Consider the following 13,008-nt stretch of genomic DNA (forward strand, 5'->3'; position numbering starts at 1 on the left):
CATAGGTTAGACATTAAGAGATAATTGGATTCAGGCCGCATTTTAATCGTCCTTTTTCTTTATCTCTTTTTGGGTTCGCTCTTCGTGCATATTTTGACAAAAAACTGATAGTTTTTTGCCATGCTTTATTCAGTGTCGATATCACGCCTTGTGTTATCGACTCCATTAATTGATAAAACCAACCTTGGGTGTTTTTTGCTACCATAAATGTTGATAGCTCAATACCGGCAAGTTGTTGAACACTCATGCCTATTCGCCTCTTTACTAACAACGTCAATAAACTTGCCCACACCAAGCCTTCCATCATGCTCGCTTTTCTGGTGTTAAATTTTTGCAGGTTGCAATAAGACTTCCATTCTTTAAACAGTAACTCTATTTGCCACCTGAGACTGTAGAGCTTTATTACCGCTTCAGCGCTAAATTTTTCTCGATTTAAGTTCGTTGCCCAATAAGTAGGCTCACTTTTTCCTCTAGGCCAGCTCGCAATCAATCGATAATTAGTTTTACCTTCCACATCCATATCGACAATAACACTACGACGAATATGCTTTTTAACGTCCTTTTGCTTCTTCTGTGAAAACCGTTTTAACGCGTTACCGTGACGATTAAAAGCAGCTACTACGGTTGGATTAACCGTGGTTTTAGCCCTGACAACATAAAAGCCTCCTGCTGTATCAATTGATTCAAGATACGATAACTTAAAATAACCTCTATCCGCTAAAAACAAGGTGTCGACTAACGATTTAGCATCAGGTAAAAAATCATATTCAGCTTGGCTATCAGGACTCACTGAGATTTCTTCGGGATAACCTTGAAGCACATCCCAACTCACATGAACCTCTATTGCCGCAGGACTTATTTTAGTAAAGCGACCTTTAAAGGTATCTTTTAAACTATCGTGCACTGCGAACGAACTTCCGTCTTGCAATATGATGCGTTTGAAATCTGACAGTGTGACTTCTGTGCCGAGTATTTGTTGCTGCCATTCATTTAACGCCACATCGACCAGTGATTTCATCAATTGGCTGAATTCAGGCTTACTCAGTTGATTGTGAAACGGTTTATATTGAACATCAGTTTCCGTCAACTTCACAAAATAACGATGTAAATCTGTCACGGTGTTTACCGATTTATCGCCTAGAGCCGTTATTAACGACATGACTAATTCGAAAGGTTTTATTATTCGTTTACGGCTACAAAAACGGCTTGTTTTACCTATTTCGTTAATATTAAAATCGTTAAGCACTTTCGTTATTTTGTTTAACTCAGTATTATATTTATTCATGCTCTGCTTTTGGGATAGATAGTGGTTTGGCGATTACTATCAGATCAAATTCAGAGCATGTTTTCAAGTTTTATTCCTTAAGATCCAACCTATGAGCGCGCATAAGGTAAGTGGTCAAAGCAAAATATTCAAGCCCGATAAATCTAAACCAGCTTTTACAAGCGCCATCAACTTTATTATCTTCTATTTCGGATGGAGTTCATTCAGAAATATACCCATTAAGCTTTATAATAAACCCCGCAATATCATAAGTAGGCTTATCTTTTTTGTAAGAAGCGCATTCATCTGTGTAGGTCGCTTCAACGAGTGAGTTATATGAAACTAGCTCAAATTTAATCTCACATTAAATGTCTTTCAAAGTAACTATTTAAGTTAAATTATATTGTTAAAGCTCATTTATTACAGCTGTTTACTTTTAAATCGATAAAATTCAATTAATAAAATACACGCCCAACCTATTCCATATGCAAGAATATCCAACCAATCAAATGTAGAACCTATTATTATACGCGCCGCTTTAATGTGTTGAAGACCAAGAAGGGTTACTAAATTAAAAAACTGTGCAACTTCAATCATGCAAGCAAACAAGAGCACGGAGTGAGCTAACGTAGAGTTTTTAATTTTAATAAACGACTTAACAAAAAGGTACAACCAGCCAACAACCAATACATCACCAAGAAACGGGCGTACAAATTGATCATTAACAAAAAGTGCAATATATATAAGTGAACCAAGAAAAATCAGACTTAATAAAAAACTTTTTATGTTAAATTTTAACAATTTGAACCCTTGTTTTTAATATATTAAATAATGCTGAAATAGACATCCCACACACTTTATATAAAAATGTAGTTGTTATCAAAATTAGCAATGTTCCTCTATGCAAAATTCTTTGTATTAGATATTGATGAAGATGAGTAATTAGTCATCACAAGATATAAAAGTTAGTTAGGCTTTATGAAAATTTAAAATAGGTTATTAGCTAACAAGCGTAATATCTGACAGTAATTTAGTACCCTTTTTTTATCTTATTTATGCAGGTATGATACTTTTATAGAGCCTATTAAGTCGCACCGTATACTTTTAAACTTAATTTCTGAGAAACTAAATGAATAAAAAATTGTCTTTCAATAATGGTGAGATTAGTGATAACTACGCAAGTATTTTAGTTTCACATTTTGATTGCAGCCAAGTAACCACTTTGCTTGAATATAAAGGTTACAAACTTGTTGTAGATTCTTGTGTTGATATTTCACTACCTGATGAAACTGTATTATCAGGACCTGAAGTTTTAAAATTAGTTGAAAATAAAAGCCTTTCGTTAAATGAACTCATTGCATTTTTAGCTGGTGAAGAATCAGAGAAGACAGATGAGATTTATGAGTTTGAAGCGTGTGCCTGGTTTGAGTGGCGAAGTGGTAATGGTGACTGGGCAAGTGAGCCGTTTGACACCATGTATGAATCACTAGATGATAATATTAAAAAACTCAGCGAGCTTCTTGATGAAGAAGGGCTGGAGTTAGAACACATTGATTAGCAGTTACATATTTTAAAAGGGATTCGTTTTGGGAATACTCGTTATAGGTAGTAATACAAACATTACTCAACCAAGCTTTACAATAAAACATACAATTAATGACTCGGTTGATATTTCAGTTTTTTGTTTAGGTGAAAATGGCAAAGTACATAATGACGATGGTATGGTTTTTTACGGAGCGCCTAAAAGCCCTTGCGGCACCATTAATATACAATCGAAAGCAATTTTAGTTGATCTTGAAAATGTACCTTCTAACATAGAAAAGTTCTCTATAACTGCCACAGTCGATAATGACACCTTTGCATCTCAATCAAATATTTCTTTTACTGGTCCTGATTTTGAATGCCAATTTGATACCGATGGGCGTTCTGAATCTGCACTTATTTTATTAGAAATTTATAAACGAAATAATAGTTGGAAGGTCAAGTTTGTTGGTCAAGGTTTCAATGGCGGTCTAAAGCCATTAGCTGAACATTATGGTGTAGATATAGCTGATGAACCAGTAGTTAAACCATCATCACCTAAGCCAGCACCTGTAACTACGCCTACACCAACAGTAAATTTGAGTAAAATTAGTTTAACTAAAAGCTCTCCAAAAGTTGATCTCATTAAAAAGGCTGGTTCGTTAGGTCTAATAAAAGTTAATTTAAACTGGGAAAAGGGTAAAAGTAGCTTTTTTAGCTCAGGAATAGATCTTGATCTTGGTGCATTTATAGAGCTCAAAAACGGTGACAAGAGCATAGTGCAAGCTTTAGGTAATCGTTTTGAATATAGCCCTTATATTAAGTTATTAGCTGATGACAGAACGGGTGATAGCTCAAATGGTGAATGGATACACATTGATGGTAATAATATTAATAATGTAAAACGTATTATTATTTTTACTTTTATTTATTCCGGCAGTCCAAATTGGGACAAAGCAAATGCAGTAGTAACGTTGCATGTACCAGATATGCCGCCTATCGAAACTCAGCTAAATGAAACCTCAAGTAATACAGGTTTTTGTGCAATTGCAGAGCTAACCGTAAAAAACAATACTGTTGCGGTAGAAAGACTTAATCGCTTTTTTAAAGGTCATGCAGATTGTGATAAAGCATATGGATGGGGCTTTAAATGGAGCGCAGGAAGTAAATAACGAACCTTAAAATGAGAAGAGCTGATGCCTATAGGCTCAGAGATGTTACTGTATTACACTCTTATAGTGAAATAGCTAAAAACATATTAAATTTTGAATTCATTATTATGAGTTTTCTCATTGCATTTTTAAGGTATAAAGACAATAAATATGAGACTAAGAAGTCTTATTATCTTGCTCTTGTTTAGATAGTTCATTATGGTATTATTTTTTTAAGTCGATACATTAAACTTGTATCGTAAGTGTTTTATTTTTATTCGTTTACATAAATTATAAAGGAGTTTTTAAAATGGCAGTATCTTTACAAAAAGGTGGTAATGTTTCTCTAGAGAAAGTTGCTCCAGGGATGACAAATTGTTTATTAGGTTTAGGTTGGGATTCTCGTGCTACAGACGGCGCTGATTTTGACTTAGATGCATCAGTATTTATGTTAAATGCTGAAGGCAAAGTTAAAGCTGATAACGGCTTTATCTTTTTTAATAATTTAGTTTCTGAATGTAAATCAGTAGAACATACTGGCGACAACTTAACGGGTGAAGGCGAAGGCGATGATGAATCTATCAAAGTTAGCCTTAAAGATATCCCAGCAGACATTACTAAAATAGTAGTTGCTGTAACTATTCATGATGCTGAATCAAGAAAACAAAATTTTGGTCAAGTATCAAACGCATTTATTCGTATTGTTAATGCTTCATCAAGTGAAGAAGTTGCACGTTATGACCTATCTGAAGATTACTCAATCGAAACAGCATTGATCTTCGGTGAGTTATATCGCCATAACGGTGAATGGAAATTTAAAGCGATTGGTCAGGGTTTTGAAGGTGGTCTTGCACCTTTAGCTCGTCAATACGGCGTTTCTGTTTAATACCGAATATAAATAGTTAACCAATAAATCAGTTGAAATTAATTATAGTTTCAACTGATTTTTTTTAATATAAAGGATTTAAAATGGCAATTTCATTACAAAAAGGTCAGAAAATCAGCCTTGAAAAGTCTAATGGTTCTAGCTTAACAAACATCTGTGTAGGCGTTAACTGGGGAGCTATTGAGAAAAAAGGCTTCTTTGGTAAAAAAATGATTGCAGTAGATTTAGACGCAAGTTGTGCTGTGTTTGATGCTGACAAAAAGCTATTAGACATTGTATATTTCGGAAAATTAAACTCGACAGGTATTCAGCATTCTGGCGACGATTTAACCGGTGATACTGATGGCGATGATGGACTAGATAACGAAGTAATTAACGTTAACTTGAGCCAGTTACCAGCTAATGCAGAACAAATTGTATTTGTACTTAACTCGTTCAGTGGCGATGACTTTAAAACAATTCCTTTTGCGTCAATTCGTTTATACGAAGGCACACCTAGTCGCGTTGATTCGATTCATGCAGTATACGATATTGCGAACGATCCTAAGTTTGCGGGTTCTGTTTCTATGATTTTAGGTAAATTATATAAGCATAATGGCAACTGGAAATTTTCTGCGATTGGTGAAACAACAAGTGATAAAAAGCTTGAACAAACAATCAAAACAGCAGAAAGCAGCTACCTGTAAAGTATTTATAGATATTAAAGGAGTAATTAATGGCAATATCCTTACAAAAGGGTGCAAATGTATCTCTTGAAAAAATTGCACCTGGTATCAGTAAGTGTTTAGTCGGGCTCGGTTGGGATTCACGATCATCAGATGGCGCTGATTTTGATTTAGACGCATCAGCGTTTATGTTAAATGAAGCTGGAAAAATTATATCTGATCAACACTTTATTTTTTATGGTGCGTTAACTTCACCTTGCTTATCAATAGAGCATACTGGAGATAATTTAACAGGGGACGGAGATGGAGATGATGAGTCAATTAAAATTGATTTATCAATCGTGCCTAGTAACGTTCATAAAATTGTAATTGGTGTAACCATTCATGATGCAAATGCCAGATCTCAAAACTTTGGACAAGTATCGAATGCATTTATACGTGTTGTTGATGAAAAGTCAGGCGAAGAAATAATTCGTTATGATTTATCAGAAGATTATTCAACCGAAACAGCCATTATTTNACGCAGGTGGTCTGCATGCTATGGCTGTTAATTATGGCGTTAATATTGCCTAGTCGGAGAAAGACGTGTTAGATACAATATTACCATTTATATATATTATTTTGTCGTGTTACTTACTTAAGTTTGCGTGCGACACATTTGAGCAGGCTGCAGGGTATTTAGGTCGTAACTTCCCGCCAGGGGTTAAAGGTGCAACAGTAAATGCTATTGGTTCTAGCATGCCGGAAATGTGTGTTGTAATCGCTTGTTTATTTTGGTTTAACGACCCATCTCTCGTTATGGTTGCTTTAGGTGTTACAGCGGGTTCTGCTATCTTTAACGGTTGTGTTATACCTGCTTTGTCTATCATTATGGCTAAAGATGGAAATGGTAAATCGGTAGAGCATATTGAACTTAACAAACGTGTACTGTTACGTGATGTTTTTTGGGTTTTAACCGCAGAAATTACGTTAATTGTTTGCCTTGGTTTTAATAGTTTTACAATTTGGATGGCTGTAATATTAAATGTAATTTATTTTTTATATGCGGTTCATTTATATTTTGATGCTAAAAACCATGTAAGCGGCGACGATGAAGAAGAATATGAGTATGAAGAAATTGAAGACAAAGGTGTTATCGCGAATATCTTTACCTTTAACTTTAATGCGTTATTTTTCTCAAATCGTACCTTTACAGCAACAAGTGCTGTAGTTGTTATATCATTAGCTATTGCAGTTATTTCGGGTGCTTCTCACATACTTGTTGAAGGTGTTTTAGGCAGCGCAACAGTATTAGGTGTACCTCAATTTTTTGCTGGTTTAGTTTTTGGTGCTGCTGCATCGTCTGTACCAGACTTAATTTTATCAATTAAAGATGCTCAAAAAGGCGAATACGAAGATGCAGTTGCTAATCCATTAGCATCTAACACTTTTGATACGACCATTGCATTTGCACTCCCATTATTAGCTTGGTTTATAATTAATGGTGTGGATTCTTTACCACTTGTACAAGATGCCAACTTAACAATATTACGTTGGTCAATTGTTGGGGTAACGGCTGCAGTTGCTGCGAGCTTATTATTTAATTATAAAAAAGTGACAAAAACCATAGCGTATTTTTTACTTGCTATGTTTGCTGTTTGGGCAGCGAGTATGTACTTCGTTATTCAATAGGTATTTAATTAGTCTCAAGCGCTATAAGCTTGATATTATTAAACGTTATGGGCTTAAATATTAAGCCCATTTATAATTGTGGTGTATGAATTTTAGGTTTATAAATTTATTATTTATTTATATACTCCTCGTTTTGGCACTTCAAATATCTAAACTATTGCCTTGTTACGGGGCCTTTTTACAATTGCTATTATTGACCACTTATTTAGTGCACTAGATATAGCATTAGTAATATTTATATAATTGAAGTGGCTTGTAAAAAGCGGCACACATTAATTTAAACACACACAATTGACTTATAAATGTATTAAAAAATTTTCAGTTAAACAGGAGCGTAATAGCAACTGGGATTTTTATAAGCATACAGAAAATATAACTGGAAAATATGAAACATATCTACGACATTAAAGCCGGAACACTCTCGTTAAAAACGGCTGAAGAAAGAACAACACTAGATCGTATTTTGACATTTGCTTGTCGAGAAAATCCTAAACGCCATTTTATTTTAGTAAATAAATTAATAGGACGTTATACCCCAACAGCTCCTAAAGTAATGAGACAAACTTACAATCAATTAGCCGAAAAGATAGGCGAAGGGTCTCAAACCTATGTTGTAAGTTTTGCTGAAGCGGCAACCGGTTTAGGTGCAGGTGTTGCTGACAGTTTGGCTCACACCCAAAATGATGATGTTTATTTTCAACACACTACAAGGCATAAACTAGATGAAAAACTATGGTTTACTGTAGATGAAGAACATAGCCATGCAGTTAATCACATGTTTTACCAACCAAGTGAAAATTTATTAAACTCTATAATTAAATCTAAACGACTTGTTATAGTTGATGATGAAATTACCACTGGGCGCACTATTAAGGTTTTGCTTTTAAAAATACTTCCTTACTTACCCGATTTAGAAGAAATAGTAGTTACGTCAATCGTTGATTTAATGGGCGAACAAAACTATTTACATGACTTAAATTTGGATATTCCAATTCGTTATGTCTCCTTACTCAAAGCTAATATTAGTTTAGATAAAGACCCTGATTTTAATCCTCAGCTTCCTGATAAAGTAAATTCTAAGCTCTCTAATGCGGCCTCTGCAAATGATACCGGCAGGTGTGGTTTATTAATGCCTTACAAAGAAAAAATAAAGAGCATTAATACATCTCAAAGTACGGTAGTTATTGCCGATGGAGAACATCAATATATTCCATTTTTATTAGCCGAAAGACTTGAAAATAAAGGGGTGGAAGTGGTTTTTCAATCTATTAATCGATCGCCAATATTACTGTGCGATACAATCGTTAATAAGCATAGAATTACTACAGTAGAAAACGACACTGAACATTATTTATATAATTTTTTCCCTGAAAACAAATCAATATTTGTAGTGAGTGAAAAAAATTATGAAGGGCTACTATTTACTGATGGGGTTAAATACCACGAATGGAAATGCTAGCACAGCACACCTCAAGGCTGTTTGTGTTTACCGATTTAGACGACACATTGTTTAAAAGCCTAAAAAATACAAAAAGTGACTTATCTTTTGTGGCAACAACAAATAACCAAGGTGAGCCTCAAGGGTATTCTTCGTTACAGCAACAAAAATTGCTTAATATTTTTGAAGCCGCAGGTGGCGTATTTATACCAGTAACAGGCAGAAGAACAGATTCGTTTTTAAATTGCAGCTTACCTGCTATTAAAAATACACCGTATGCGGTGGTATCGCATGGCGCCGTTATATTAGATCAAAATCATGCATTGCTAGAGCAATGGCACGCATTTATTAACGCAGAGTTTAACTTAGCATTATTGCAAAGCGAGTTAGTAAAAACGTTTGATCATCTACATAATCATTTTACAGCATTAGACAGTTTAGTGCGGGTAAGGCTTATTGTTGATCAAGGCATTACAGCTTATGTGTGTGTTAAAGTATCGAGAAGTGATTACAGCGAAAATAAAGCCAAAGAGGTTGATTCGTATTTAAAAAGTATACTTCCAAATGACATGTTATTGCACAGCAATGGACGTAATTTTGCGATATTACCACCTTATGCAAGAAAAGAAATTGCGGTTAAGTTTATTAAAGATAAATTGAAGATAGGAGAGCATGATACGGTGTTTAGTATTGGCGACAGTAATAGTGATTTACCTTTTATGAAAGAGTCTGATTTTTTAATTGCTCCCAACGGTTCGCAAATTTTAGACAGGGAGCAATATCAATGAAAACACCATTAATGGGTAGTTATCCAGAACATGATTGCTTGTTCTTATTAAAAAAAATAAAACCAGAATTTCATTCTATCGAAGATAAAGAACGCTTAATTCAAACAGGACAATTGCATTACTCTCAAATGGTTAGCCAAGAAAGTAAGCCAACCCCTGAATATGAAAAATTATTTCATGATTTAACAGCAAAATATAAACACAAATTAGCTGAAGAAATTCTTAATCTATCGTGCCTTATTTCCAATAATGTTAAGCAAGATGTGTGCATTGTTTCTTTAGTTAGAGCGGGTACACCTATTGGCGTGCTTGTTAATAAAGGTATAAACAACTACTCACAATATAACTCAACGCATTACTCAATTAGCATTGTTCGCGATAAAGGTATTGATGTTAACGCTTTGGATTATCTTATTTTTGATTTAAAAATACCTCCTCAAAGCATTGTATTTATTGATGGTTGGACTGCCAAAGGGGTTATTACTAAAGAGCTTAAAAAAGCGATTGAAGATTATAATGCTAGCCGTAAAGTTAATATAAGCAACACGTTATATGTTGTATCCGACATAGGTGGAACCGCTGACTACAGCGTTACTTTTGAGGACTATGCAATACCCAGTGCGTTAATGAACTCAACAGTAAGTGGTTTAATTAGTCGCTCAGTTATTAATGATCAGATTAAAAAAGATGATTTTCATGGCTGTATTTCGTATGAGCATTTAGCTCAATATGATTATTCAAATTGGTTTATTTCTGAAATTTCTAATTGCTTTAAAGCTGTATATTATAAACTAGCAGCCGTGCCAGATGAGCAACAAAGAGAAGCGCGTAATCAGCTAACTCAAAATTATATTCGCTTATTAATGAACAAATTTAGTGTGACCGATATAAACAGAATTAAACCCGGTATAGCAGAAGCAACACGAGTAATGTTACGCAGAGTACCTGACCTTTTGATTGTAAATGATGCGAGTAACCCAAATACCGCGCATTTGATTAGAATAGCCAATGAGAAAAGTATTGAAGTATGTGTACTTCCTGACATGCCATTTGGTGCGTGTGCACTTATAAAAGATGTAGATTAGTTATGAAAAAAATAGCAGTATTTGATTTTGATGAAACATTGGTTAAAGAAAACTCTTTGAGTTTTTTGTTCAAGTATTTTTTAGGTAGAAGACCTCTTTTTACTTATCTTTTACCAATATTTACTAAACAAAAAGTATCCAGAAAAACAATAAAAAACTCAATTAAGCAGCATTTTTACATGCTTTCTTTAAATAATAAAAGCAACGAGCTGGTATTTGAGGCTGGTGTAAACACGGCCGAAAAATTAACACCTATTAAACCAGTTATAGACAGAATGATGCATTTACACGCTCAAGGGGTAGAAATTTGGATTATTACCGCTTCGCCCCAATACTTTATTGAAGGCATCGTTAATAAACTACAATGGCCCGTTGAAAGAGTAATTGGTACATTATTGAAAGAAGATGATAATGTACTAAATGGGTTAATTGGTACAGAGTGCCAAATTGAAGAAAAAGTAGCGCGATTTAATACGTTAATTGCGAGCGAAAAGTTAACGTACTCAGTTGAAGAGGCATACGGTAATTTACCTGTAGACATACCCATGCTAGAGCTCGCTGAAAAAAAGTTTTATGTTAAAAAAGGACAATTAAGTCCGTTTATATACAATTAATGGAGAATAGTATGAGTTTTTGGAATAACGTTAAAGAAAAAATAAGCGATGCAAACGATAGTTTACAAAAAAATATTGGTCAATTTAAAAACAAAAAATTTGCAGATGCTTCAATGGCTATGTGTGCATTAGTTGCAGCCGCTGATGGTGACATAGATGCAGACGAGCGTAAAAAAACAGCTGGTTTTATTGTATCTAACGAGTCTTTAAAAGTTTTTTCTGCTTCGGATTTAAAAGAGAAGTTTGATTTTTATTGCAACAAGTTAGAAGCCGATTACGACTTTGGTAAAATAGAAGCAATTCAAGCGTTAAGCGCTTTAAAAGGTAAGCAAGACCAAGCACGAGCGTGTATTCAGTTAGGTATTGTTATTGGCGGTGCTGACGGTGATTTTGACGCTGACGAAAAACGTGCAATTAAAGAAGCGTGTAATGCAGTAGGTATTGCACCATCTGAGTTTGATTTATAAATCAGTTACAAAATTAATGTGTAGAGAAGGTAGTAAACAAATATGCTAACAAATTAATAATGACAACTATCACTTTGTGTTATTAGTTTATGTTTAACTGCTTTATCTACGCATGAGTTTTCGTTAATTATCTATTAAGGAACTCATTATGAGGCGTTTACCAGTATACCTATTATTAGACACATCTGGCTCAATGTATGGAGAGCCAATTGAATCAGTAAAAAATGGTTTAGAAACCTTACTCTCATCACTTCGCCAAGACCCTTACGCACTAGAAACTGCATTTTTATCAATAATTGAATTTAACACTAAAGCCGTTCAGTCAGTGCCTCTTACTGATTTAATGTCGTTTCAATCACCCGATTTAACGCCTTCAGGCACCACATCGCTTGGGGCTGCACTTACTTTACTTGCTAATAAAGTGAATGAAGAAGTTAAAACAACAACGCTTGACGAAAAAGGCGATTGGCGACCACTCGTTTTTGTATTTAGTGATGGTGGTGCAACCGACGATTTTCAAAAAGGTATCGATGATTTAAAAGCAACAAAAATGGGTATTATAGTTGCTTGCGCTGCTGGTCATCATGCAAAAATAGATGAGCTTACAAGAATAACTGAAAATGTTGTGCATCTTGAAAATGCAGACTCTAAAGCAATTTCAGCCTTTTTTGAGTGGGTATCTGCAAGTATTTCAACAAACTCTCAAAAAGTAGAAAATGGCGAATCAGAAGCGTCTCAACTATCGGATCTTCCGCCACCACCACCTGAAATTAACTTAGTTGATTTAACCAAAAAATAGGAGTCAGTAATGAGTCGACGTTTACCTGTATACCTCTTAATTGATAGCTCTGGTTCTATGCAAGGCGAACCTATTCATGCTGTTAACGTAGGTATTAGTTCAATGCTAACCGCGTTAAGACAAGACCCTTACGCGCTTGAATCTGTGTATTTATCGTTAATTACATTTGATCGTGAAGTGAAAGAAATTTTACCTTTAACACCGCTCGAAAGTGCGCAATTTTCAGAGATTGAATTACCTAAGTCGGGTGCTACTCACATGGGAGAAGCTCTGGAATTTGTTGTTGATAAAGTAGCAAAAAATGTAATTAAATCCTCAGATGATACTAAAGGCGACTTTAGACCCATGCTGTTTATTATGACCGATGGCTCACCATCAGATTTAATGGTGTTTAAAGAAAGCCTACCAAAAGTTAAGGCAAGTAACTTTGCTGAAATAATTGCGTGTGCTGCGGGTCCTAAAGCAAAACCTGAGTTTTTAAAGCAATTAACAAGTAATGTTGTTGTGTTAGACAACATGGAAAGTTCGGCATTTTCACAATTTTTTAAATGGGTAAGTGATTCTATAGCAGCCGGCTCAATGAGCTCAGGTGTAGATGGACCACTGGAGAACTCGCTACCACCTCCACCGCCGGAGTTTCAAATCGTATTATAAGGAAA

General features: G+C 34.8%; 14 protein-coding genes and 1 pseudogene. 13 read left to right on the forward strand and 2 right to left on the reverse strand.

Annotated features, from left to right (window positions below; genetic code table 11):
- Positions 1-13: 13 nt before the first annotated feature.
- A complete protein-coding gene (locus L647_RS0109920; RefSeq protein WP_024610808.1) occupies positions 14-1,285 on the reverse strand; it encodes an IS4 family transposase in 1,272 nt (423 codons plus the stop codon).
- Positions 1,286-1,684: 399 nt separating this feature from the next.
- Positions 1,685-2,065 carry a DUF2809 domain-containing protein gene (locus tag L647_RS0109925; RefSeq protein ID WP_024610987.1) on the reverse strand — a complete coding sequence of 127 codons (381 nt, stop codon included), beginning with the start codon at positions 2,063-2,065 and terminating at the stop codon, positions 1,685-1,687.
- 328 nt (positions 2,066-2,393) lie between these two features.
- Between L647_RS0109925 and L647_RS0109930 the strand changes: the two genes are divergently transcribed.
- The 13 genes and pseudogenes from L647_RS0109930 (at position 2,394) to L647_RS0109995 (ending at position 13,003) form a co-directional block, all read left to right on the forward strand.
- Positions 2,394-2,822, forward strand: a complete 429-nt coding sequence (locus L647_RS0109930) for a hypothetical protein (RefSeq protein WP_024610988.1) — start codon at positions 2,394-2,396, stop codon at positions 2,820-2,822.
- A gap of 28 nt (positions 2,823-2,850) precedes the next feature.
- Positions 2,851-3,957, forward strand: coding sequence for a TerD family protein (locus L647_RS0109935; RefSeq protein ID WP_024610989.1), 1,107 nt, complete (start codon positions 2,851-2,853; stop codon positions 3,955-3,957).
- Between the two features lie 289 nt (positions 3,958-4,246).
- Positions 4,247-4,822 carry a TerD family protein gene (locus L647_RS0109945; protein ID WP_024610990.1) on the forward strand — a complete coding sequence of 192 codons (576 nt, stop codon included), beginning with the start codon at positions 4,247-4,249 and terminating at the stop codon, positions 4,820-4,822.
- 83 nt (positions 4,823-4,905) lie between these two features.
- Complete coding sequence (locus L647_RS0109950) at positions 4,906-5,508, forward strand: TerD family protein (RefSeq protein ID WP_024610991.1); 603 nt, start codon at positions 4,906-4,908, stop codon at positions 5,506-5,508.
- Between the two features lie 29 nt (positions 5,509-5,537).
- Positions 5,538-6,060: pseudogene (locus L647_RS0109955) on the forward strand (TerD family protein).
- Positions 6,061-6,072: 12 nt separating this feature from the next.
- Positions 6,073-7,158 (forward strand): sodium:calcium symporter, encoded by a 1,086-nt coding sequence (locus tag L647_RS0109960; protein ID WP_024610992.1) that lies wholly within the window; start codon positions 6,073-6,075, stop codon positions 7,156-7,158.
- A gap of 385 nt (positions 7,159-7,543) precedes the next feature.
- On the forward strand, positions 7,544-8,617 hold the full coding sequence (locus L647_RS0109965) for a phosphoribosyltransferase domain-containing protein (RefSeq protein ID WP_024610993.1): 1,074 nt from the start codon (positions 7,544-7,546) through the stop codon (positions 8,615-8,617).
- Complete coding sequence (locus L647_RS0109970; RefSeq protein WP_216712736.1) at positions 8,611-9,384, forward strand: HAD family hydrolase; 774 nt, start codon at positions 8,611-8,613, stop codon at positions 9,382-9,384. Before L647_RS0109965 ends, L647_RS0109970 begins: the two co-directional genes overlap by 7 nt.
- Positions 9,381-10,469, forward strand: a complete 1,089-nt coding sequence (locus L647_RS0109975) for a cysteine protease StiP family protein (protein ID WP_024610995.1) — start codon at positions 9,381-9,383, stop codon at positions 10,467-10,469. Before L647_RS0109970 ends, L647_RS0109975 begins: the two co-directional genes overlap by 4 nt.
- Before the next feature lie 2 nt (positions 10,470-10,471).
- Complete coding sequence (locus L647_RS0109980; protein WP_024610996.1) at positions 10,472-11,083, forward strand: HAD family hydrolase; 612 nt, start codon at positions 10,472-10,474, stop codon at positions 11,081-11,083.
- A gap of 11 nt (positions 11,084-11,094) precedes the next feature.
- Positions 11,095-11,550: a TerB family tellurite resistance protein gene (locus tag L647_RS0109985; protein ID WP_024610997.1), complete on the forward strand. Its 456-nt coding sequence runs from the start codon at positions 11,095-11,097 to the stop codon at positions 11,548-11,550.
- A 148-nt stretch (positions 11,551-11,698) separates the two neighbouring features.
- Entirely contained in the window at positions 11,699-12,349 is a 651-nt protein-coding gene (locus L647_RS0109990) for a VWA domain-containing protein (protein WP_024610998.1), read from the forward strand.
- 9 nt (positions 12,350-12,358) lie between these two features.
- A complete protein-coding gene (locus L647_RS0109995; RefSeq protein WP_024610999.1) occupies positions 12,359-13,003 on the forward strand; it encodes a VWA domain-containing protein in 645 nt (214 codons plus the stop codon).
- Positions 13,004-13,008 lie beyond the last annotated feature (5 nt).

It is taken from the genome of Pseudoalteromonas sp. TB64, from assembly GCF_000498095.1.
Lineage (GTDB): Bacteria > Pseudomonadota > Gammaproteobacteria > Enterobacterales > Alteromonadaceae > Pseudoalteromonas.